The organism is Weissella confusa (genome assembly GCA_041871065.1).
In the GTDB taxonomy this organism is placed as follows: domain Bacteria; phylum Bacillota; class Bacilli; order Lactobacillales; family Lactobacillaceae; genus Weissella; species Weissella confusa_A.
The window spans coordinates 2,115,983-2,139,702 of record CP168942.1 but is presented as its reverse complement, the minus strand read 5'-3'; the positions used below and the strand labels follow the sequence as shown (position 1 = coordinate 2,139,702).

Below are 23,720 nucleotides of genomic sequence, written 5' to 3'. Positions count from 1 at the left end.
GCTTTGTTATACTAATCACATATTCTAAATTAGAGGTGAGTATTCATGGAGAACTTCCGTTTCTTCGTGCCAACTGACATTCGTTTCGGTCGTGACCGTTTGAGCGAATTGCCAGAGGCACTTGCAAAGTTTGGTAAGCGCGTTTTGGTTGTCTACGGGGGTGGATCAATCAAGCGTTCAGGTTTGTACGAGCGTGTGATGAACCAATTGAGTGACTTTGAAGTGACTGAATTGGCTGGCGTTGAGCCAAACCCACGTATTGATTCAGTACGTGAAGGTGTTAAGTTGGCCCGCGACAACAAGATTGATGTTATCTTGGCTGTTGGTGGTGGATCAGTTGTGGACGCTTCTAAGGTTATCGCAGCTAGTGTTCCTTATGATGGGGATGCATGGGACCTTGTTAAGAACCCATCATTGATCGATATGGCCTTGCCATTGGTCGACATTTTGACGTTGTCAGCAACGGGTACAGAAATGAACCGTAACGCTGTTATCTCAAACATGGAGACGAACGAAAAGTTGGGAACGACGGGTATGAACTTGATTCCACAAGTATCATTCTTGGACCCATCAGAGACGCAAACGGTGTCAAAGTGGCAAACGGCTGCTGGTTCATCAGACATCTTGAGCCACTTGTTTGAGCAATACTTTGCCCGTACGGCGAACGTTGACTTGCAAGACTTCTTGGCTGAGGCTTTGATGAAGGTTGTTATCAAGCACGGACCAATCGCGTTCAACGAGCCTGATAACTACGAGTCACGTGCCGAATTGATGTGGGCTTCATCATTGGCTTTGAACGGTTTGGAAAACGCCGGGAAGCCAGTTGGTTGGACTGTTCACCCAATCGAGCACGAATTGTCAGCCTTCTACGACATCACACACGGTGTTGGTTTGGCTATTTTGACGCCACGTTGGATGGAATACGCATTGGACGAGAAGACGGCGCCTAAGTTTGCCCAATACGGCCGTAACGTTTGGGGCTTGCAAGGGGATGATGACATGGCTGTTGCCAAGGATGCCATCCGCAAGACGATTGCTTGGTACCAATCAATGGATATTCCAATGACGTTGCCAGAAGTTGGCATTGACGAGTCAAAGCTAGACGTGATGGCTGCAGCTGCAGTTGAGCACGGTGGCTTGACGCAAGGTGTTTACACACCAATGCAACCAGCTGACGTTGAAGCTATTTTCCGCGCTTCAATGACGGCACCAGTGGTTGATTAATTTAAATATTAAATTATGACGTACATGGTTAATAACTGTGTGCGTTTTTCTTTACACATAGCCATCTTCACTTGAAACGCACTGCCATATAACGGTATGATAGAAATTAGTCTTGTTAATGGTAGTTGAACTTTAGGAAGAGAATAAAAATGGGGCAAAATAGTAGTAAGAAGCCACGGTATATTACGGGTTTTGACGGTTTGCGAGCGATTGCGGTAATCGGCGTCATTGTCTTTCACCTGTGGCCGGAGCATCTAGTCGGTGGTTGGCTAGGTGTGCCGTTGTTTTTTGTGTTATCGGGGTACTTGATAACAGACCTATTAATCCAAGAATTTGATCGTAATGGGCGCATTGATCTGCTTGGGTTTTACCGCCGCCGTATCAAGCGTTTGTATCCGGCGTTGGTTGTGATGCTGTTTGCGACAGCAACGATGATTGGGTTATTCGCACGTGATTTGTTGTATAACTTGCGTGCGATTATCCTGACGAATATGACGTATGTCTACAATATTTGGGCGACGAAGCATGGTGATTCATATTTTGATTCGTGGGGTGGCGCTTCACCGTTTACGCACTTGTGGTCATTGTCGATTGAAGGTCAGTTTTATCTGATTTGGCCGATTGTGGTCTTTGCGGTGTTGGCCTTGAAGATTAAGCGCAGTTCAATCGCTGCGTCACTATTGGGCTTGGCGGTTATCTCCGCTATCCTGATGGGGATTTTCTATGACCCAACTAATATCAACCGTACTTATTACGGTTCTGATACGCGTATGTTTGCGGTATTGTTGGGAACTGCATTGGCCTTTGCTTGGCCATCAAATCACATGAAATTAACGTTGAAGCCAAAAGCGAAGCGTAATTTGAATGTGTTGGGTGCAGTATCATTAGCCTTTACGTTGGTTGGCCTGTTTTGGTTAAACGGTCAGTGGGAAGCAACGTACATGGGCTTGATGTTTGTGTTCACGTTGATGGTGACGGGCTTGATTGCCATCACGGCGCACCCAGCTTCATTTTTGAGTAAGGTATTGGATAATAAGCCGTTGAACTATCTTGGAACACGCTCATACAGTATTTACTTGTACCAATTGCCGGTATTCGTGTTCTTCGATAAGTTCACAGGTCACAACGATTCTTTCTTGATGAATATCATTAAGATTGCCGTTGTACTTGGTATCGCCGAAGTGAGTTATCGTTACGTGGAAAATGTTTTCCGTCGTTTCAAGAAGCCTGAGTTGGCTCCTGGTGAACCAAAGATGGCGCATTTCTTCCAAAGCCGAGCAGCCAAGATTATGGCTGGGATTGCGGCGGTATTTATGTTGGGGACTGTTAACGCAGTTTCAGCGAAGGAAGCAGGGCGTGCTCGCCCCAAGACAGACCTGCAAAAGCGGTTGAATACCAACAAGAATAAGATTGCGGATGCGAACAAAAAGGCGCTTGAAGCTGCTAAGAAGGATAATGCGAAGCCTGCTAAGAAGTCAGATAAGCACAGTTCTTCAAGCAGTGAAGCAACGACCGGTTCTGATCCATTGGCACAAAAGTACGGCCTAACCGACAAGGAGTACGCAGCCATTAAGGACCAATCGGTTACGGCAATCGGTGATTCAGTCATGGTTGACGTAGCGCCTGATTTGCAAGAGTTGATGCCGAATACTGTGGCTGATGCGGCAGTTGGTCGCCAACCATACGTTGTCCCAACGGTCTTGCAATCATACGTAAACAAGGGTGTTTTGGCACCAGCGGTTGTGATTTCAATTGGTACGAACGGTGCGATTGGTCAAAACGTCTTTGATCAGATTATGCAAATCATTGGTAACCGTACCGTGTACTGGGTAAATGGTTATGCAGACCGCGCATGGGTTCATGCAAATAACCAATTCTTAGAGCAACAAAAAGCAAAGTATCATAACTTGCACATCGTTGATTGGGCCGACTTGGTCAAGGACCACGGCGATTGGCTTGGCGGTGACCACGTTCACCCTAATCCAACAGGTTCTGTTCAATATGCAGCTTTGATTGCAAAGGATATGGCAAAAAATCAATAATAACGCGAAGCGCTGACGTAAAAGTCAGCGCTTTTTTAGATTTCAGCTTGCTAATTTTTTGTCACGTGTGGTATCCTTTACTGGTTAATTAACCGGTAAAGGATAAAGGTGACGGTATGGCGACTGAAGAGTATGCAGAACAATTGGATCATTTTTTAAATGACGTGCGCTTGCTTGCTGAAAATCAACGCGAGATTTTGTTGGGGGATGCAAATTCACCCATTACAACGACCCAAGGCCACGTGTTGATGTTGTTGGCTCAAAACGGCCCACAAACAAATACAGAACTTGCGCATGCCTTGCATGTGTCAGCCGCCGCGATTACCAAGGCGATGAAGGGTCTCAATACGGTTGATGATCCGATGGTCAATGTGGTGCCAGATCCTGATGATGGTCGTGTGTCACGTTGGTCATTGACGACGTTGGGGATTTCAATGGCGACGGCCCACGCGCAACGCCATCGTGAAACGTTAGCGGAGTATCAAAGCGTCTTTGCTGTCTTTACGGAACAAGACCAAACGACCATTAGTCACTTTTTGACGTTGGTTGCCGATCGACTAAATGGAGGAAATCATGAACAATAAGAAGCATCCATGGCTGTTGGCTATTCCAGCAGTTGCCGTTGTTGTGATGATTGGCATGGTTATTTTCACAAGCATTAATCGAACACAAACGGCGAATCAAACCGGTAAGATTAAGGTCGTCTCAAGTTTGGATAGCTACGGTGAAATTGCAAAGGCTGTCTTAGGGAACCAAGGTTCAGTCACGAATATTATGGACAAGCCGGATATGGATCCGCATGAATTTGAGCCAACGTCAGCTGATGCTAAGATTTATCAAAAGGCTAATGTCATCATTTCAAATGGTGGTGGTTTTGATAACTGGAGTGTGAATTTCGCTAAGCAAAATAGTGATGCACAGGCTATTAACCTAGCTAAGCTGTACGATTTTGAAGGCGAGCATGACCATGATGAAGCTGAAGCGCATGATCACGATCATGAAGAAGAATCAGACGGTAATGAGCATTTTTGGTATAAGACGGACGTGACGGCACGCTTGTCAAAGCAACTTGTTAAGACTTATAGTAAGTTAGAACCAAGTAAGCACGCTTATTTCCAAAAGAATGCGGATAAATATATGGCAACCATGACTGATTTAACCGCTATGCAACGACAGGTTAAGCAAGACTTGCAAGGGAAGAACGTCATGGCGACGGAGCCTGTCTTTGATAACACGTTGATTGATTTAGGCGCTAATGTCTTGAATCAATCGTTCTCGAAGGCAGTCAATGAGCACCAAGACCCAACGCCTGAAGATATTCGCAATTGGAATGCAGCAATCGATGCTGGTGAGGTATCCGTTGTAATCTACAACCCACAGTCGACGGGTAAGTTGGCGAAGCAAGCCATGACTTATGCAAAGAAACATGATGTACTGGTTGTCCAGGCGACAGAAACGAAGCCGGCCGGTAAGACGTACGCCGAATGGCAATATGAACAATTGGCGGCATTAGACGAGGCATTGAACGAATGACATTATTAATTGGCTCAAACATCGGGATGCAATTTGGCGACCGATGGCTGTACAAAAACGTTGATTTTAAACTAGAAAATGGGCACGTATTAGCACTGATTGGTGATAATGGTGTTGGAAAAACAACGTTACTTCGTGCGCTGTTAGGCCAGTTACCATTATCTGCCGGACAATTTGACTGGCAAACCAGCGAAGCGGACCGTGCGATTAGTTATGTGCCCCAATATCGCCCAGATATGCAGGCATTTCCGCTCCGCATCTCAGATTTTGTTGCCTTGAGTTTCGACCGTGGGATGCGTCCATGGCTAACGGCAGCTGAAAAAGAGAAACTAAACCACGTTTTGGCCGATACGCATTTAACAAATCTGGCTAAAAGTCGCATTGATACCGCCTCTGGTGGTGAACGTCAACGCGCATATTTGGCCCAAGCATTGGTGCAAGACCCAAATGTCTTAATTCTTGATGAAGCGACGGCTAATTTGGATAATGTGGCGAAGTTTGAATTGATGGATGTTATTCGTGACTATCAAGCACACCATGACATTACGGTGATTATGGTTAGTCACGATTTGGAGATTATCCAACGTTATGCGGATGATTATTTGCTCCTAACACCACAAGGTAGTGAGTTTGGTGAAATTGCTAATCTCGACATTTCAAAGTTGAAGGTAGGTAATCAAGATCATGCTTAGTTATCCATTTATGCAAAATGCTTTAGTGGCTGGGACATTGATTGCCATTGTGAGTGCGGTGGTCGGCACGTTCGTTGTGGCGCGTCGCATGTCGTTTTTGACCCACACGTTGAGTGAAATCGGCTTTGCGGGGGCGTCATTTGCGCTCTTTATGAGCTGGTCACCGTTGGTGGGAATGCTACTGTTCTCAGTAGTTGCCTCGATGACCGTCGGTGAGTTAGGTATCAAAGAAAAGCGTTCTGAATCATTGATTTCGGCCGTCAGTGCGGTGGCAATTGGTTTGGGAATTGCATTCTTGTCACTTTCAAATAAAAATGCGACAGCCGCAACCGGTATTTTATTCGGTTCGATCTTCAGCATTAGTCGCACTGACGTCATTGAAGTGGTAATTTTGGCATTGCTTGTATTACTAGCTAGCCTATTGATGTTCCGTCAATTGCGTCACTATGCATTCGATTATGACACGGCAGTCTTCAGTTTGAAGAACATCCAACTTATCGAAGTGGCGTTTTTAGGCTTGATGGCGACGACGGTGGCGGTTTCTGCTCAAATCGTAGGATCATTGTTGATTTTCATCTTGATGATTCTGCCAGCCAGTGCTGCAATGCGCTGGGGACGTACCGTTTGGCAGATTATCGGCCTGGCAGTACTGTTCTCAGTAGCGGGTGTCTGGTCAGCGTTGGTACTATCTTACGTACTAAACCTACCAGTCTCGTTTTTCATCGCGATTATCGAAGCAGCAATTTATTTTGCTTCACTATACAAGCGCAATTAAATATCAGACGGCAACGAGGTGACTTGTTGCCGTTTTTTAAAACCAATACCCAAAAATGTTCATAATTTCGGTATAATAGGAAATGACATTAAAAACGAGAAAAGGAAACGTAAACAAATATGCTAACTGTTTCAAACGTATCAGTATCATTTACTGGTAAGAAGCTATACGATGACGTTAACTTGAAGTTCACGCCTGGTAACACATACGGTGTTATCGGTGCCAACGGAGCTGGAAAGTCAACGTTCTTGAAGGTCTTGGAAGGCAAGCTCCAACCAACGACTGGAACGGTCTCAATGGAGGCTAACGAGCGTATGTCATCATTGGTACAAGACCACTTTGCTTTCGACGAGTTCACGGTCTTGGACACTGTTATGCAAGGACACAAGGAATTGTATGACGTTAAGAACCAAATGGATGAAATTTACACGCACGACCCATTCACTGACGAAGATGGTATCAAGGTTGGTGAGTTGTCAGCGCGTTTCGAAGAGTTGAACGGTTGGTCAGCTGAAACTGAAGCTGCACAATTGTTGCAAAGCTTGGGAATTTCTGAAGACCAACACTACACGATGATGGCCGACCTTCCCGAAGTAACGAAGGTTAAGGTTTTGTTGGCGCAAGCATTGTTTGGTAACCCAGACATCTTGATCCTCGACGAGCCTACCAACGGTTTGGACACGAAGACGATTGCTTGGTTGGAAGACTTCTTGGCTGACTACCAAAACATCGTTATTGTTGTTTCCCACGACCGTCACTTCTTGAACGCCGTTTCAACGATGATTTTGGACGTTGACTTCGGTAAGATCAAGTTGTTCGTTGGTAACTACGACTTCTGGAAGGAATCTTCAGAATTGGCACAACGTTTGCAATCACAAGCAAATGCCAAGAAGGAAGAGCAAATCAAGGAATTGCAAGACTTTATCGCCCGTTTCTCAGCAAACGCTTCAAAGTCAAAGCAAGCTACTTCACGTAAGAAGCAATTGGAAAAGATCACGCTTGATGACATCCAACCTTCAACGCGTAAGTACCCATACATCAACTTTGAAATCCAACGCGAAATCGGAAACGATATGTTGCGCGTTGAGAACGTTTCAAAGACGGTTGATGGTGTTAAGTTGTTGGACAACATCTCATTCACGGTTCGCCCTAATGAGAAGGCCCTAGTTATGGCTGAAAACGACGTTGCCGCTACGGCATTGTTGGACATCATTGCTGGAAACGACACGCCAGATTCTGGTGAAGTAACTTGGGGTGTTACGACGTCTCACGATTACTTGGCTAAGGACATGAACGTGAACTTCCCTAAGCCTGAGATGCCAATCTTGGACTACTTGCGTGACTTTGCTTCTAAGGAAGAAAGCGACAACACGTTCTTGCGTGGTTTGTTGGGACGTATGTTGTTCAAGGGTGAAGATGCGGAAAAGACTTTGGACGTTTTGTCTGGAGGAGAAAAGGTCCGCGTTATGTTGTCTAAGTTGATGTTGACGAAGCCAAACGTTTTGGTTTTGGACGACCCAACTAACCACTTGGACTTGGAGTCAATCACGTCATTGAACGATGGTTTGATTAACTTCAAGGGTGGTATCATCTTCACGTCTCACGACCACACGTTTGCCCAAACGATTGCGGATCACATTATCGTGGTTTCAGATCAAGGTGCAATCGACCGTGCCGAGACGACTTACGACGAGTTCATGGCGCACCCAGAAGTGCAAAAGCAACTTGCCGAGAAGAACATTACTTTGTAATCAAAAACATGAGCGCTTGCCTATTGGCAGGCGCTTTTTGTTTATCGTGTCGCGAAATGACTAAAACTATTACAAAAAGTTACAACATCGGTCTATTTTCGTTAAAGTTCACATTTTAAACAAATCTACTCTATACTATGAATTAATAAGGTTTAAAGTTAGCGGGGGAGTAGTTTAAAAATGAATGATTTAACGAAGGGCAGTCCACTTAAGTTGATTGTCATGTTCACTATTCCATTGGTGATCGGATACTTAGTACAACAGATGTACAACATTTCCGATACGTTGGTTGTTGGACAAACCTTGGGTGTGACGTCATTGGCGGCCGTTGGAGCGACTGGTGCGATTCAATTCTTGGTAATGGGTTTCGTACAAGGGTTTAGCTCGGGTATGTCAATCATCACGGCACAGCGTTTTGGGGCTGGTGATATGAAGGGTGTGCGTCAATCGTATGCTACGAGTATCGTTGCCGGTATTATCATGTCAATTATCTTGACGATTATTAGCTTAGTGTTCATTGATCCATTGCTACGATTGATGCAAACGCCAGCGGATATTTTCGCAGAAGCGCGGGTGTTTATTGTCATCATCTTGGCAGGAACAATTGCAACGATGGGGTATAACATCATTTCTAACGCCATGCGTGCGGTTGGTGACAGTAAAGCGCCACTGTACTACTTGGTGGTCGGCATGATTTTCAACATCTCACTAGAATTGATTTTGATTTTGAAGTTCGGTTGGGGTGTTGAAGGTGCGGCCTTTGCGACAGTTTTGGCACAGTTCGTGTCAATCGCAGCGTCACACTGGCACATCAGTCGTTATACGGATACGTTGCACTTAACGGGTTCTGACTTCAAGTTGCCTAAGGGTGAATTGCATCAGCACATGCTAGCTGGGGTGCCAATGGGATTCCAGCAATCAATCATTGCGATTGGTTCAGTGACGTTGGCCGCAGCCGTTAACACGCTTGGTACGGATGCGGTTGCTGCGAATACGGCAGCGTCAAAGGTCGACCAAATCATCATTATGGTGGTGATGTCATTTGGTGTGACAATGGCAACGTATTCGGCGCAAAACTTCGGTGCGCGCAAGTACGCCCGTATCTTGGTTGGTGTGAAGATTGCTTTAATTTTGGGGATGAGCGTGGGAACACTGCTTGGTATTCTTGAAATCGCATTTGGCCGTAGCCTAGTCACGCTGTTCGTCGGTGCCGGACAACACACGGTTATGGATTTGGCACAATTGTACTTCTGGGCAAATGGTCCATTGTACGCCATCCTAGCAACGTTGTTCGTGCTTCGTTACACGTTGCAAGGTTTGGGTGACGTTAAGACACCAACGCTTGCCGGTGTTGGTGAAATGGTGGTTCGTTCAGTGGCCGCCTTCTCATTGGTTGTTTGGTTTGGTTTCTTCGGAGCCAGCTTGGCGAACCCATTGGCTTGGATTGGATCATTGGTCTTCTTGGTGCCAGCCTGGGTTAAGGTTGTACGCCGTTTGAAGGCAGAAATTGCTAACGGTGACAAAGAACCGGCACCTGCATTTTCTGCAATGAATCTGGATTAAAAATTAATTGGTTATTGAAACCCGTTGTTTTTGGCTGTGGTGGCTGAAGACAACGGGTTTTTAACTGTAATAAATTCGCAAAATAGAAGTATTTGGCGCCATTCGTGACGAAAGTGTGCTCCTAAATTTCGGATTTATGATAATCGACGGTGCTCGTTTCTCATGTGTTTCAAATAATAAACTCATTTTCAGATTATGATAATTATATTGAATTTACGAGAAATGGGACGGTGATGATTATGTATACCAAAATCATGGAAGATTTGCGTGAAACAGCGGTAATGTTTGCACTTGTATCAGTTGTATTCGGCCTCTTGACGCTTTCAATGCGCTATTTGTATGGTATGGATTTTTTCAATCATCGTACCTATGGTTGGCCGCGTGTATGTGAGCTTTTTTGTCGGCATGATGATTTTTAACGCTTACGATTGGATTCGTTTTGCACGTCGCCGCCAAAAGATGGCCGTCCGCGTGAACTAAAGCAGATTGTTTGAAACATAAACGTAACAATAGGATAATGATGGTACAAATCGCTTCGGAGTTTTATATGGGGAGGCAATTATGTACTATGTCGTTAATCAGCAAAAGGATACGTTAACGTTTTATTTTCCAGATGGCACGTCTGATTTTTTAATTGAAAAATTAGTACGTCTATCACGGCCTAACTTAACAAAACTGATTGCGCCATTCAGTATCGGGGATCACATTGAGGACGCGATGGCTTTTAAACAAGAATTTTCGGCATATGAAGCGGGAGATTTACAGATTGTTTCTAAACCTGAGTTGATGGAGATGTTGCAGACCGGTGCCTGTGAGGTAGCGCAAGAACGTGACCGCCGGGAAGATACTTTGACGATGACCCTGGGGCTTGTCTTAGCAGGACCACTATTGTTCTTCTTAGACATGGTTATCTTTGAAAGTATCGGTTTGAATGCGGTTGTCTCAGAAATTGGGGCAGCAGCCGTGGTGATTTTCTTGTTCGTTGCATGGGTTGCAGTGGCTTGGACTGCCTGGGGCATGAAGTTAGAAGAAAAATTTGAAGATGCCTTGTCGCATCTGCATAAGTAGAGAGACGTCACAATTGTTTGTGGAGTCTTTTTCGTTTTGTGCGACATTTTAACCCCTCGGATTCGTTAGTATAAGTGTCAGCAAATAACAGCTGATAAGTCGAGTAAGTGGCCACGTACTCATTGCTGAATTCAAGGAGGATGACAGATGGATAAGATGGAAAAGAAGGTCGATAACCGTATGACCGTGCGTATTTTGGGGCTTGATCGTGAAGACAAGCCAATCAACCGCCGTTTCAAGGTAGCGAAGGGAACATCAACGGCGCAGCTACATCGTTTGGCAACCGTGATGATGCTACTCGGGTTGGAAACGAGCATCGAAACGATTGTAACGTCTGAACGCAAAGACGTGCCAGTAGCATTCTAGGAGGTGTCCCATGAAGGAATTGAAGATGGTGTTTGAATCAACTAACCCAGAGAAGCCAAATCAAAAGGCAATTTTGAAGATGGCAGATGTCGATGAGACGTTAACGGGTGCGCAGGTGGCGGCAGAAATGCAAAAGTTGGCCAGTTTTACTTTTGTGGTCAATGCCCACGGAGAGCCGCGTTTCGGGGCGCCAAAGGCTGCCAGTTTCGTTACAACGGAGAAGCGTCCGGTATTCTAGTACTTCAAGCAACGAGTGTCCAGTAATGGGCACTCGTTTTTGCCTGTTTTGTGAAGTTTTTAACTTTTGTGAGAAAATACTTGCAAACGCTTTCAAAAGTTGTATTATTTAGGGTGTTGAGAGTTAGTTTTATGGGCAAACTAACTTATTGCTTTATGTTTACGTTAGGGAGAATAAGCATGCAGACGGAAAAGAAGTCGCTATCGACTAATTTAATTTATTTCTTTGGGGCCCTTGGGGGATTGCTTTTCGGATATGACACAGGTGTTATTTCTGGAGCTATTTTATTTATTGAAAAGCAATTGAACCTGGGTGAATGGCAACAAGGTTGGGTTGTTTCAGCCGTGTTGCTTGGTGCCATTATCGGTGCCGCAATTATTGGACCATCTTCAGATAAGTATGGTCGTCGTAAGTTGTTGATGGTTTCATCAATCATCTTCATCATCGGAGCTTTGGGATCATCAGTTGCTCACAACTTTGAGCTATTGGTTGCTTCACGTATTGTGTTGGGTATCGCCGTTGGTGGTGCGTCAGCCTTGATTCCAACTTACTTGTCAGAATTGGCACCCGCCGATAAGCGTGGTGGAATCGGAACCATGTTCCAATTGATGATCATGACAGGTATCTTGTTGGCCTACATCTCAAACTACGCTTTGTCTGGCTTTGATCTAGGATGGCGTTGGATGTTGGGATTGGCTGCTGTGCCTTCAATCATCATGTTCTTCGGTGGAATTGCCTTGCCGGAATCACCTCGTTACTTGGTTCGTAAGGGTCAAGACGACGAAGCTTTGGCAGTTTTGACGCAATTGCAAGATAACTCAGAATCTGCACAAGCTGAATTGGCTGACATTAAGTTGCAAGCTTCAATGGCTAACGGTGGATTCAAGGAATTGTTCGGTATCATGGCTCGCCCAGTGTTGATTATGGCAATGGGATTGGCTATCTTCCAACAAGTCATGGGATGTAACACAGTTTTGTACTATGCCCCAACAATCTTTACTGATGTTGGTTTCGGTGTTAGTGCTGCCTTGATTGCCCACATCGGAATCGGTGTCTTCAACGTTATCGTTACTTGGGTAGCCATGAAGATGATGGACAAGGTTGACCGTAAGAAGATGTTGATCTGGGGTGCCTGGGGAATGGGTATTTCATTGTTCATCATGTCATTCTCAATGCACTTCTCAGGTCAATCACAAGCTGCCTCATACATCTGTGCTGTTGCGTTGACGATTTACATCGCCTTCTTCTCAGCAACTTGGGGACCAGTTATGTGGGTTATGATCGGTGAGTCATTCCCATTGAACATCCGTGGTTTGGGTAACTCATTTGGAGCCGTTGTTAACTGGGCTGCAAATGCCATCGTTTCATTGACGTTCCCACCATTGTTGAACTTCTTCGGAACTGGTTCATTGTTCATCGGATACGCCGTTTTGTGTATCGCAGCTATTGCGTTCGTTAAGTACTTCACAATCGAAACGCGTAACCAATCACTTGAGCAAATCGAAGCAGACCTTCGTTCACGTGCCCACGCTAAGGGTTGGCATGAAGACGAAGCTTCAATTTCACAAAACATTGCCCAATAATAATTAAACTCTCTCACAGGGGATAAAAACGCTATTGCAGTTGCTGCAGTAGCGTTTTTTGCATGTTTCGAGTGATATTTATGCAGAAATAAATAAAGTTATTGCATAAATTTTCGTTACCTGTTAATATTTATCCATCGAATATGAAACGGGGAAAAACGTTATGGCGATTTTAACGATTAAAAACTTCCACAAAGAATACGGTGACAAGGTCATCTTGAAAGATATCAATGCATCTGTTGAAGAGGGTGACGTGATTGCATTGCTTGGACCTTCAGGAACTGGAAAGTCAACATTGTTGCGTGGCTTGAATGTGTTGGATCGACCAACGTCAGGTGAGGTTATCTTTGATGGTCAAGATATCTCAAAGGCAACTGAAACTGAATTGGATAAGATTCGCCAAGATATGGGGATGGTATTCCAAAGCTTCAACTTGTTCCCAAACATGTCAGTTATCGACAACGTTAAGATTGCGTTGTTGAAGGTGAAGGGGATGGCTGATGATGAAGCAACGCAAATTGCTGAAAAGTTCCTAGCAAAGGTTGGCTTGGCTGAAAAGGCACAAGCATATCCAGCTTCATTGTCAGGTGGACAACAACAACGTGTGGCGATTGCGCGTGCCTTGGCAATGAACCCTAAGATTATGTTGTTTGACGAGCCAACGTCAGCGCTTGACCCTGAAATGGTCGGTGAAGTTTTGAAGACGATGCGTGAGTTGGCCCAAGAAGGTATGACGATGTTGGTTGTCACGCACGAAATGGGCTTTGCCCGTGAAGTAGCGTCAAAGATTTGGTTTATGGCTGATGGTGATATGACGCAATATGATAATCCAGAAGCATTTTTCGAAAATCCAGATTCAGAGCGTGCGCAAAGTTTCTTGGCAAAGATGTTGTAAGACAAAGGGAGAATGAGTTATATGCATAAGTGGGTATTAAAAGTCATGACGGCTGTCATGGCGACATTATTAATGATTGGTTCCTTTGCCGGTTTGACGTCTGTCCAAGCTGCTGAAACGGATCCAGTTCTTTCAAAAATCGAAAAGAGCGGTAAGTTGATTGTTGGAACGTCAGCGGATTACGCGCCATACGAGTTCCACACAACGGTGAACGGTAAGGACAAGATTGTTGGGTTTGACATCTCAGTTGCCAATGAAATTGCTAAGCGCTTGGGTGTGAAGTTGGTCGTCCAAGAAATGAGTTTTGACGCATTGCTTGGCGCTGTTAAGACGGGTAAGGTCGACATGGTTGTGGCCGGTATGACCGCGACGCCTGAGCGTGAACAAGAAGTGGCCTTCTCAGAACCATACTTCGTTGATAAGAACGTGGTCATGACGCTTAAGAAGAACGCGAATAAGTTGGCTAACTTGAACGACTTGAAGAAGGCCACGTTGGCTGCCCAAATTTCGTCAATTCAAGAAGATGCGGCCAAGCAAGTTGATGCCAAGAAGGTTGTGTCATTGAAGAAGGTAAACGATGCCGTGACGCAATTGACGCAAGGTAAGGTTGATGGTGTGGTTGTGCCGGATACGACGGCTGACAGCTACATGGACCAAAGTAACCAATTTGCGGTTGCGAAGGCTACGTTGCCAGGTGAAACGAACGGTTCTTCAGTTGTGATGGCTAAGAACGCAACGGTTTTGCAAAGCAAGGTTGATAACATCTTGGAAAAGCACGTTATCGGTGATCCACTAGAAAAGTGGAAGAACGACGCGATTGCGTTGATGAACCACAAGGAGTCATTCTTCGAAAAGTACGCGCCTTACTTTGCTAAGGGAACGCTTTACACTGTCGGCTTGGCGGTCATCGGTGTGTTCTTCGGTATTATTCTTGGTGTGCTATTGGCCTTGATGAAGCTTTCAAGCGTGAAGCCATTGAAGTGGTTGGCCGTTGCCTATATTGAGGCAGTCCGTGGTGTGCCACTTTTGATTCAAGTGTTCATTGTGTACTTTGGAACGCAGGTTATCGGGTTGGATGTTTCAAGCTTCATGGCTGGTGCGATTGCCATGTTCTTGAACTCAGCTGCGTATGTTGCTGAAATTATTCGTTCAGGAATTCAAGCTGTGCCAGCTGGTCAAACCGAAGCTGCGCGTTCACTTGGTTTCACGAAGATGCAAACGATGCGCTTTATGGTGTTGCCACAAGCCATTAAAAACATCTTGCCGGCTTTGGGTAACGAGTTTGTGACGGTTATCAAGGAAGGTTCAGTTGTCTCAGTTATTGGTGTTGGTGAATTGACGTTCCAAACGTCAGTGGTGCAAGGTGCCTCATTTAAGCCATTTATTCCATTGATGATTACAGCTGCAATCTACTTCATTTTGACGTTCGGTATCAGCCGTGTGTTGGGCCGTTTCGAGAAGAAGTTGCAACAATCAGATCGTAAGATGATTTAAGTTAAATAGCACCGGCACTTTAGATTGAAAGTGCCGGCGCTATGTTGTAGACTAATATTGTAGCGAAGCATCGCAAGAGCTTCTTTATTTTGAATAGAAAAAGCTAGTCACGATTTTCACCGTCCAAAGTAGATATCGTGACTTTTAGCCCCAGTTCCCTTTTCACGGAAATTGGGGCTTTTTTGCGCTTACAATAGCAGTAACGAAATGGAGGTGTGTGACATGACAAAGGTGGCAGTATTATCTGACGTCCACGGTAACGTAACGGCGTTGGCAGCAACGATTGCGGACGCTAAAGCGCAAGGTGCTGATGAATTCTGGTTCTTGGGCGATTTATTTATGCCAGGACCTGGCGCACATGATGTGGTTGAAATGTTGCGCGAGCTAAACGTGACGGTTTGGCTACGCGGTAACTGGGATGACTTCATGTTCGCAGCGTTGGAGCGAACGGTGGACTACAACAAGCCAACGCGTGTTTACACGGCACGTTTGTCAGCCTTTGTCATGCAACACATGCCAAAAGCAGATTACGACTTTATCATGGCATTGCCAGTATCTGATACACGTAACGTTGAAGATTTAACCTTCACGTTGTCGCACAATATGCCAAACAAGAATGCGGGTCATGAATTGTTGCCGATGAGTGATCAGTATTATTTTGATGCGCTATTCTTGGGGCGTGATGCGGATGTTGCTATCTATGGTCACACACACCAAATGATTTATCGCACGGCTTCGGATGGTCGAGCCATTTTGAACCCTGGTTCAGTCGGCAGCCCATTTTCATTGAAGCGTAAGATGCGTCGAAACCGCGAAGCTCGTTACTTGATGTTGGACATCGAAGGGACGCGTTTCGCGACAGATTTCCGCACGGTCGCATACGACCAAGCAGCTGAAATGGCCCTTGCTGAAGAACGTGGTTTGCCATACTTGGACTTGTACCGCAATTTGGTCTACGAAGGCTTGGGTTACGTGCACGATGCGCCAACCGTAGCCAAGGAAAATGAGCGATACGGCTATGATGTGGAGACGAAAGATATGCTCCGTGAGTTAAGGCAAGCTTACAAGTAGCCTTGTGGGGTATAATTAAAGTACTGAACTTTGAGATAGGAGGGCGCACCGAAATGGATGTGAAGCGCTATACACAATTTGAACAATTGGTGCGTTCGTTGAATGAAGCCAATATCACACCAATCGTATCAGGCGGATTTGCATTGGAAATCTTGTCAGGATATGACTTGGATAGTAAGTTGGCACCGTTGATTTTGAATGATGATGTTATCGACAATGAATTGATGATTGAATCCGTGATGCGCACGGTCGGTTTTGAACGTTTGGACATGCCGGAGTTGGTGTTCTCAAACACTGATGACACGTTGTCAGTTGCCTTTATGCCACAAAGTGCGGTCGAGCCATTAATTGGGCATAAGTTGCCAGGTCAATTCATCTTCACGCACACTGAACCTGAGTTCCATGTGCTCACGACGTACGATTTGTACAACTTGTTTGGTCACTTGATTGGCGACCCAGATCGTAGTGAGAAGTTGCGTCATGGGGATGCGCAAAAGTTGCGCTTCATGAAGCAATTGGGCTACATCTTTGACCGCTTCCCAATGCGCCAAATGAATGAAACGCATCCATTATTGGATGTGACGTTTGAATTCTTGGGCGATAAGGATTTCGACCAAGTCGACAAGATTATTCGCAGTGCGTTTGACGATGCCAACTACAGCACTGGTGAAGAAGAACAATTGGTGCGCCGTTTGCGCGCGGGCAACCCATTTGGTCGCAAGCCAATTGAAATCGTAGCCAAGCGTGGTGACGAAATTTTGGGTTACGTCATCGTATCAGCTGCGACGGTTTCAGATAACCGCACCGGCACAGCAGTCGGTGTTGTTGGACCAGTAGTGGTTGACCCACTTCACCGTGGCCGTGGCCTAGGCTGGCGCTTGGTTGAAGAAGCTGAAATTGTGGCCCGTTTCGCTGGGTACGGTGTTTTGGCAGCCATCGGTTGGCCGGGTTACTGGAACCAATTTGGCTACATTCGTTCAACAGAGTTTGGCGTTAAGCCAGCCTTTGAAATCACGCCTGAATTCTTCATGGTGAAGGAGTTGTACCCATCAGCGCTCTTGCGTACGAATGGCACATTCCGCTTCCCAGATGAATGGCAATATGATCAAGAATAGAAATTTACGCTGGTCTTTTACGAAAAAGGCCAGCGTTTTTCGTATTTTCATATCAATTACCCAACATTTATTAGGTACGATAGTCTTAATAGAAGTAGTGGGTAGAGATACCAAATAATTGAGGTGAAAATTATGCAAGGACTTGGAGAACTAACAGATTTAGAGCTTGAAAAGAAGATCAACGCCGAACCTAAGGACACAATCAGTAAGAAGTTTGGTTGGGACTGCGACATCATGCACCCTGAAGCCATGGTTGAGGCAACAGAGTCAGTTTTGGCCCGCATGGACAAGTTGGCTGAAGTGATTGATGTGCGTGAAAATGAGTTGTACGAAGCAGATCGTACGCGCATTTTGAACATGGCGAAGGACCTTAAGGAAGGCGACACGGTTGCTGATTTGTCAGCGCGTTTGACGGAGTTCCGTACGCGTTTGATGTTCGCACCGTTGCGTTTCTACGAAGGTAACCGCGAAATGTTGAAGAAGGTTGCCGCTAACATCGTTGATTCATATGCAGTTGCTGGGGAAGATCCAGTGATCGAAATGGCGTTGAAGGGGATGCGTGAGCGTACCGAAGATGATTTGACGGCTGCTGACTACGAGACGGTCATTAAGTCATTTATCCGCTTTGTGCCGGCTTTCCGTGAGTCAAACATTCGTATGTTGGGTCAATTGATTCAATCAATGCACCGTGAAGCGGAAGTGTTTGGTTTCGCAAACGACCCTGAAATCATCACGTTCTTCCAACAATTGGATATCGTGGTGGCAGGTGCCATCCGTCCTGATGAGTTTATGGCCATCACGGATATGTTGAATGACTTCGAGCCAACTATCACGAACCGTGTTGTTGAATTGGCACCAATCGAAGTGTTGCACCAATTTACGATGAACGTGATTAGCGGTGTGAACACGGCCCGCGAGCAAGGTTTGTCATTCGGTGCTGATGCCGATAAGCGTCTTGAACATGCGGTAACTGAGCTAAATCGTGGTATGCTAGAGCGTGAGGATTACGGTAATATTCTACGAGGCATTCGTTCATTACACGTTGAATCATAATTACGACAAAGCAGGTCTTTACCATGATCAGAAATATCTTAAGTTTGGTGGGGCTATTTATCGCCACCTCTTTGATTGTTGTGGGTAAGGACATTCGACGACCAATTATCACGATCGCCGGTGTCCTGCTGGCAATCGCGACAGTGCTATATTGGTTTCAATAATTGAATTTTTAAAATGACTCGTATCCTTGAGGATGCGGGTCATTTTTTATTTTTCCCGAATAAAGAACAAATTTAATCCTGTTTTCTTATGAAAGCGCTTGCATACGTCCGAAAAGTAAGTTATATTTAGCCGGTGAGATATTTTAATTACAAATTGTGAGGGAACGCATTATGAAGATTAACGTTTGGTTTATTTTCTTCTTTGGGGCATTGGGAGGCTTGCTCTTTGGATTTGATACAGGAATTATTTCAGGAGCCTCTCCATTGATTGAAAGCAATTTTAAGTTGACGGTTGCTGAAACTGGTTTCGTAACGTCAGCCGTGTTGATTGGATCTGCGGCTGGTGCGCTTGGGGTTGGGCCTTTGGCTGACCGTTTTGGTCGTAAGAAGTTGTTGATTTTGGCTTCTTTGTTCTTTATCGCCGGTTCATTGATGACGGCGTTTGCCACTGGCTTCGGTACGATGGCCATCGCCCGTATCGTGTTGGGATTGGCCGTTGGGTCAGCCTCAGCGTTGACGCCAGCTTACTTGGCTGAATTGGCACCTGCTAAGCACCGTGGTTCATTGGGGTCAATGTTCCAATTGATGATTACGGCCGGAATTTTGTTGGCCTACGTGTCTAACCTTGGTTTCTTGGGCCACGACTTCATGGGTATCCGTGACTGGCGCTGGATGCTTGGATCAGCTTTGATTCCAGCCGTATTGTTGTTCGTAGGTGGCTTGTTGCTACCAGAATCACCACGTTTCTTGTTTGCGAAGGGTGATAAGGAAAATGCAGAGCGCGTGTTGACTCACTTGCGCGCCAAGTCAGGTGAATCAGTTGAAGCCGAATTGGCTGCCATGGCTGAAGTTGATAAGCAACCAAAGGGTGGGTTGAAGGACTTGTTCACAATCGCCCGTCCAGCCGTGATTGTTGCTGTTGGAATTATGTTCTTGCAACAATTGGTTGGTATCAACTCAGTGATTTACTTCTTGCCACAAGTGTTTATCAAGGGATTCGGCTTTAACGAAGCCAACGCCATCTGGATTTCAGTTGGAATCGGTGTAGTTAACTTCGTAGTGACGATTTTGGCAACGATGATTATGGATAACTTCAACCGTAAGACGTTGTTGACGTTTGGTTCAATCGTTATGACGGTCGCTTTGGCTATCTTGACGGTCTTGAACTACACGGTATCAGTTGAAACGGCTGCTATTCCAACGATGTTGTTGATTGCAACGTACATCTTCGGATTCGCCATTTCATGGGGACCAATCGCTTGGTTGTTGATTGGTGAAATCTTCCCAATGTCAGTGCGTGGCATCGGTTCATCAATCGGTTCAGCTGCCAACTGGATTGGAAACTTCTTGGTGTCACAATTTTTCTTGGTATTGTTGGCTGTCTTCCACAACAACGTGGGTGGACCATTCGGAGTCTTCGCAGTCTTTGCCTTCATCTCAATCTTCTTCGTTCGTTACCTCGTGCCAGAGACGCGCGGTAAGTCACTTGAAGAAATCGAAATGGAATTGCGCAAGTAATCAATAGAAAATAAAAAGGGCCCGTACGTCGCAAAACGTACGGGCCTTTCTTCATGTACCTGGCTAAAAGCCGAGAAATACGTCTCAAAAGTACATGAAGGGTTAGTCGGACTTTTAGTGTACACCATTTAAGCGTATATTAATAGGTACTAGATTTAGTGAGAAGTGTTCTGAAGAATGGAGAGATAATCATGGCTAAGAAAGAGCGTATTAAGAAGATCCTTGTCGAGCAAATTCTTGATAAGGCTAAGATTCCATATGAAAGCATTGTGTTTGCTGGCGGTATGAACCGTGACCAAGCCGAATTGGATAATTATGGCCTAACTGACCATGATATCTACAAGACATTGGCTTTGATTGGAAATGTCACTGGCCCAGTTATCGGTATTGTGCCAATGGATGCCCACTTGGATGAAAAGAAGTTGGCAGCTGTTTCAGGTAACAAGAAGGTCAACATGATTCCAACGAAGGATTTGCAAAAGACGACTGGTTACATTCATGGTGCGAATAACCCAGTTGGTATCTGGCAAACGAAGAAGTTCCCAATTTACTTTGATAACAGTGCCAAGGAAGCCGGTACAATCACGTTGTCAGCTGGTGAAGTGGGCCGTTCAATTCGTTTGGATGCCGAGCAATTGGCTGAATTCGTCCACGCGAAGTTTGCGGACATTCGCACGGCTGACTAACCATGAGTTGGACGATTATTTGGCAAACTTGGGTATTCGTCATTGGCATTTTCTTCGTGTTGCCACTCATTGGTAGTGCGTTGATTTCAGTAGTGACAACCCGAACGAACCAACATTTGATGCGCGCATTTGGCATGAATGCACCGCTCATTTTTGGCTGGTTTGGCGTGATGATTCATGAAATTTCGCATGCAGTGATGTCGATCATCTTTGGTCACCATGTCGATAAAATTAAGTTGCTGCAAAATCCGTTTAAGGAAGGCAACGAGAACCGCATGGGGTATGTGTCACACGCTTGGAATCCGAAGAATAAATACCAACAACTGGGGAATTTTTTCATCGGGATGGCGCCCATTTTCGGGATTGCCTTAACCAGTTGGGGGTTAACGAAGCTATTGTGGCCACAACTGCTAATTGGGTTTCACGACGGTAGTAGCGTTTGGCTGAATACCGACTGGTGGCAAGTGGCACTATGGATTTATGCCATTTTGAACTTGAGTTTAGCCTTGAATCTGAGTGATGCCGATTGGCAAAACACGAAGAGCGGGGCGTTGTATTACTTTATCTTTTTGACCATCGTTGCCTTGGGCCTTGGCCTATGGATTAACGATGCGTTTATTATTTGGGAAACCGTTGGCCGACCAATCGCCTACTTCTTTGGCGGTGTGTTGGCAGCGACATTTATCATGTACATGTTGACTGCAATTATCGGTCGACGCTAATAAAAATTTGGGGAATAATGATGACAAAAACAGAAGAACAACAATTGGTTGCTATTACTGCTTTTATGCAAAAGGTGCTTGGTGGGGATGAATCAGGGCATGATACGACCCACATTGATCGTGTTGTGGCACTGACTAATCACATTTTGACGACGGAACCAACTGCGGATGAGTTTATCGCGGTGGCTGCGGCGACGTTGCATGATACGTATGACGATAAGTTATTTAAAAATGTCACAAGCGCCAAACAAGCAGTTGTGGATATGTTGACGGATAATGGTATTGATGAGGCTAAACAGGCTGAGATTTTCCAAATTATCGATAACATGTCATGGAGCAAGCAACGTTTCGGCAACCCAGAGCCACTCACATTGGCTGGTCAAATCGTGCAAGATGCTGATCGCCTTGAAGCGATTGGTGCGATTGCCGTGGCCCGTGTCATTCAATATGGTGTCCAAAAGCACCACATTTTGTATGACCCAACGATGCCGCCACGTGATTTGAAGACGAAGGCCGATTATCGTGATGCGACGGGCGAAACGATGATTAACCATTTCTATGAAAAGCTATTTTTGCTCAAGGATTACCTCAATACTGACGAAGGAAAGCGAATTGGTGCGAAGCGCGATGCGATTATGCATGAATTCGTGGCGCAGTTTGAAGCGGAGTGGGCAGGAACTGATTATCTAAATTAAAAATATAAGGAGGCTATATGGACGGAATTAGCAAGAAAGAGCGAGGTGTCTTGATCATCTTGATTGCGGGAGTCTTTTTGGGATTCTTGAATCAAACGTTGATGAACACAGCCTTGCCACAAGTCATGGCAGACTTTCACATCTCAACAGCCCTTGGTCAATGGATGACGAATGGGTACATGTTGGTGAATGGTGTGATGGTGCCGTTAACAGCCTTCTTAATTCAACGCCTTAAGACGCGAACGTTGTACTTAAGTGCGGTATTTGTATTTGCAGTGGGAACCTTGGTTGCAGGGTTCGCACCGTCATACCCCATTTTGATTATGGGACGTATGATTCAAGCGGCCGGCGCAGGTGTGTTCGGACCGTTGATGAACGTGGTCGTGATGAACCTGTTCGCCGCTGACCGACGTGGTCAAGCGATGGGAATTATCGGGTTGGCGTTGAACTTTGCGCCAACCATCGGACCAACGCTATCTGGATTTGTGGTGTCGAACCACTCGTGGCGCTGGTTGTTCTTGGGAATTGCACCACTAATCATTATTGATTTGATTTTGGCCTTTATTTTCTTGAAGAACATCGGGCAACAAAAGTTCTTGAAGTTCAATTTCTTGGGGATGGTCCTTTCGAGTATCGGATTGGGAAGCTTGCTATACGGGTTCTCAAACGCCGGTACGGGTAACTGGCTAAGTCCTGACGTTTGGGCATTTTTGTTAATCGGTATTGTCGTAACGGCGTTGTTCGTCTATCAACAAACCCACTCAAAAATGCCATTGTTGAATTTTGATGTCTTCAAGTACCACAACTTTACGATGGCGACATTGATTAACGTGGTCTTGATGGCTGCATTGTATGGTGGTGCCTTGATGTTGCCACTTTACATGCAAACTGTTCGTGGACAATCAGCCTTTATTTCTGGATTGGTTTTGCTACCGGGTGCCTTGATTACGGCGTTCCTATCGCCAACATCAGGTAAATGGTACGACCAGTTTGGTGTAAAGCGCTTGGCCCCAATCGGATTGGTGTTTGTGGTTATCGGAACAATTGTCTTGGCCACGTTGCAACTGGATTCGCCAATCTGGTTGCCAGCGGTTGGACAATTCATCCGTCAACTTGGTTTGGTTATGGTCACGATGCCAATTCAAACCGATGCCTTTAACTCATTGCCACTTGAGATGGTGCCCGATGGATCAGCGATGTACACGACGATTCGTCAGGTTGCTGCCTCATTTGGAACCGCTGCTTTGATTACGGTTTACAGTCTAGTTTCATTGGGCGCACCGGCAAAAATGGCGCAAGCGCGTGCCGATTTGGCTGGTATTCACGCCGCCTTTTGGATTGCGACCGGTTTGGTCGTCTTAGCACTAGGGTTAACCCAACTCTTTAAGCAACGATCTAACGCATAAATTTAAAAAGTGGTCCAACCAAAACTTTTGGTTGGACCACTTTTGTGTTACGATAAAACCGACTTA

23 protein-coding genes are annotated in these 23,720 nt (G+C 45.4%); all 23 read left to right on the top strand.

What is annotated here, in order from left to right; genetic code table 11:
• The first annotated feature begins 45 nt into the window (after window positions 1-45).
• The 23 genes from ACAW68_10415 to ACAW68_10305 all read left to right on the top strand — a co-directional run bounded on the left by ACAW68_10415 (window position 46) and on the right by ACAW68_10305 (window position 23,654).
• A complete protein-coding gene (locus ACAW68_10415; protein XGA15851.1) occupies window positions 46-1,224 on the top strand; it encodes an iron-containing alcohol dehydrogenase in 1,179 nt (392 codons plus the stop codon).
• 149 nt (window positions 1,225-1,373) lie between these two features.
• The gene (locus ACAW68_10410; GenBank protein ID XGA15850.1) at window positions 1,374-3,266 is read left to right on the top strand and encodes an acyltransferase family protein; all 1,893 of its coding nucleotides are present in this window, start codon (window positions 1,374-1,376) and stop codon (window positions 3,264-3,266) included.
• A gap of 116 nt (window positions 3,267-3,382) precedes the next feature.
• Window positions 3,383-3,850, top strand: coding sequence for a MarR family transcriptional regulator (locus ACAW68_10405; GenBank protein XGA15849.1), 468 nt, complete (start codon window positions 3,383-3,385; stop codon window positions 3,848-3,850).
• On the top strand, window positions 3,840-4,799 hold the full coding sequence (locus tag ACAW68_10400) for a metal ABC transporter solute-binding protein, Zn/Mn family (GenBank protein XGA15848.1): 960 nt from the start codon (window positions 3,840-3,842) through the stop codon (window positions 4,797-4,799). The genes ACAW68_10405 and ACAW68_10400 overlap by 11 nt, the downstream gene beginning before the upstream one ends.
• Window positions 4,796-5,491 carry a metal ABC transporter ATP-binding protein gene (locus ACAW68_10395; protein ID XGA15847.1) on the top strand — a complete coding sequence of 232 codons (696 nt, stop codon included), beginning with the start codon at window positions 4,796-4,798 and terminating at the stop codon, window positions 5,489-5,491. The genes ACAW68_10400 and ACAW68_10395 overlap by 4 nt, the downstream gene beginning before the upstream one ends.
• Complete coding sequence (locus ACAW68_10390) at window positions 5,484-6,266, top strand: metal ABC transporter permease (protein XGA15846.1); 783 nt, start codon at window positions 5,484-5,486, stop codon at window positions 6,264-6,266. Before ACAW68_10395 ends, ACAW68_10390 begins: the two co-directional genes overlap by 8 nt.
• Before the next feature lie 119 nt (window positions 6,267-6,385).
• Window positions 6,386-8,017, top strand: a complete 1,632-nt coding sequence (locus ACAW68_10385; protein XGA15845.1) for an ABC-F family ATP-binding cassette domain-containing protein — start codon at window positions 6,386-6,388, stop codon at window positions 8,015-8,017.
• Between the two features lie 180 nt (window positions 8,018-8,197).
• Window positions 8,198-9,580 carry an MATE family efflux transporter gene (locus ACAW68_10380; GenBank protein ID XGA15844.1) on the top strand — a complete coding sequence of 461 codons (1,383 nt, stop codon included), beginning with the start codon at window positions 8,198-8,200 and terminating at the stop codon, window positions 9,578-9,580.
• Window positions 9,581-9,919: 339 nt separating this feature from the next.
• The gene (locus ACAW68_10375) at window positions 9,920-10,060 is read left to right on the top strand and encodes a hypothetical protein (protein ID XGA15843.1); all 141 of its coding nucleotides are present in this window, start codon (window positions 9,920-9,922) and stop codon (window positions 10,058-10,060) included.
• 81 nt (window positions 10,061-10,141) lie between these two features.
• Window positions 10,142-10,648, top strand: a complete 507-nt coding sequence (locus tag ACAW68_10370) for a hypothetical protein (protein XGA15842.1) — start codon at window positions 10,142-10,144, stop codon at window positions 10,646-10,648.
• A 147-nt stretch (window positions 10,649-10,795) separates the two neighbouring features.
• Window positions 10,796-11,014 carry a hypothetical protein gene (locus tag ACAW68_10365; GenBank protein ID XGA15841.1) on the top strand — a complete coding sequence of 73 codons (219 nt, stop codon included), beginning with the start codon at window positions 10,796-10,798 and terminating at the stop codon, window positions 11,012-11,014.
• Between the two features lie 10 nt (window positions 11,015-11,024).
• The gene (locus ACAW68_10360; protein ID XGA15840.1) at window positions 11,025-11,252 is read left to right on the top strand and encodes a hypothetical protein; all 228 of its coding nucleotides are present in this window, start codon (window positions 11,025-11,027) and stop codon (window positions 11,250-11,252) included.
• Window positions 11,253-11,431: 179 nt separating this feature from the next.
• Window positions 11,432-12,835 (top strand): sugar porter family MFS transporter, encoded by a 1,404-nt coding sequence (locus tag ACAW68_10355; protein XGA15839.1) that lies wholly within the window; start codon window positions 11,432-11,434, stop codon window positions 12,833-12,835.
• A 163-nt stretch (window positions 12,836-12,998) separates the two neighbouring features.
• The gene (locus ACAW68_10350; protein XGA15838.1) at window positions 12,999-13,730 is read left to right on the top strand and encodes an amino acid ABC transporter ATP-binding protein; all 732 of its coding nucleotides are present in this window, start codon (window positions 12,999-13,001) and stop codon (window positions 13,728-13,730) included.
• Between the two features lie 21 nt (window positions 13,731-13,751).
• A complete protein-coding gene (locus ACAW68_10345) occupies window positions 13,752-15,224 on the top strand; it encodes an ABC transporter substrate-binding protein/permease (GenBank protein XGA15837.1) in 1,473 nt (490 codons plus the stop codon).
• Window positions 15,225-15,446: 222 nt separating this feature from the next.
• Window positions 15,447-16,295 (top strand): metallophosphoesterase, encoded by an 849-nt coding sequence (locus ACAW68_10340; protein XGA15836.1) that lies wholly within the window; start codon window positions 15,447-15,449, stop codon window positions 16,293-16,295.
• A 53-nt stretch (window positions 16,296-16,348) separates the two neighbouring features.
• Window positions 16,349-17,410 (top strand): GNAT family N-acetyltransferase, encoded by a 1,062-nt coding sequence (locus ACAW68_10335; protein XGA15835.1) that lies wholly within the window; start codon window positions 16,349-16,351, stop codon window positions 17,408-17,410.
• A 132-nt stretch (window positions 17,411-17,542) separates the two neighbouring features.
• On the top strand, window positions 17,543-18,463 hold the full coding sequence (locus tag ACAW68_10330) for a hypothetical protein (GenBank protein ID XGA15834.1): 921 nt from the start codon (window positions 17,543-17,545) through the stop codon (window positions 18,461-18,463).
• Window positions 18,464-18,798: 335 nt separating this feature from the next.
• Window positions 18,799-20,145: a sugar porter family MFS transporter gene (locus ACAW68_10325; protein XGA15833.1), complete on the top strand. Its 1,347-nt coding sequence runs from the start codon at window positions 18,799-18,801 to the stop codon at window positions 20,143-20,145.
• A 191-nt stretch (window positions 20,146-20,336) separates the two neighbouring features.
• Window positions 20,337-20,831 carry an aminoacyl-tRNA deacylase gene (locus ACAW68_10320; GenBank protein XGA15832.1) on the top strand — a complete coding sequence of 165 codons (495 nt, stop codon included), beginning with the start codon at window positions 20,337-20,339 and terminating at the stop codon, window positions 20,829-20,831.
• Between the two features lie 2 nt (window positions 20,832-20,833).
• Window positions 20,834-21,553 (top strand): hypothetical protein, encoded by a 720-nt coding sequence (locus ACAW68_10315; GenBank protein XGA15831.1) that lies wholly within the window; start codon window positions 20,834-20,836, stop codon window positions 21,551-21,553.
• Window positions 21,554-21,573: 20 nt separating this feature from the next.
• The gene (locus tag ACAW68_10310) at window positions 21,574-22,248 is read left to right on the top strand and encodes an HD domain-containing protein (protein ID XGA17033.1); all 675 of its coding nucleotides are present in this window, start codon (window positions 21,574-21,576) and stop codon (window positions 22,246-22,248) included.
• A 17-nt stretch (window positions 22,249-22,265) separates the two neighbouring features.
• Window positions 22,266-23,654 (top strand): DHA2 family efflux MFS transporter permease subunit, encoded by a 1,389-nt coding sequence (locus ACAW68_10305; GenBank protein ID XGA15830.1) that lies wholly within the window; start codon window positions 22,266-22,268, stop codon window positions 23,652-23,654.
• The last annotated feature ends 66 nt before the right edge of the window (window positions 23,655-23,720 follow it).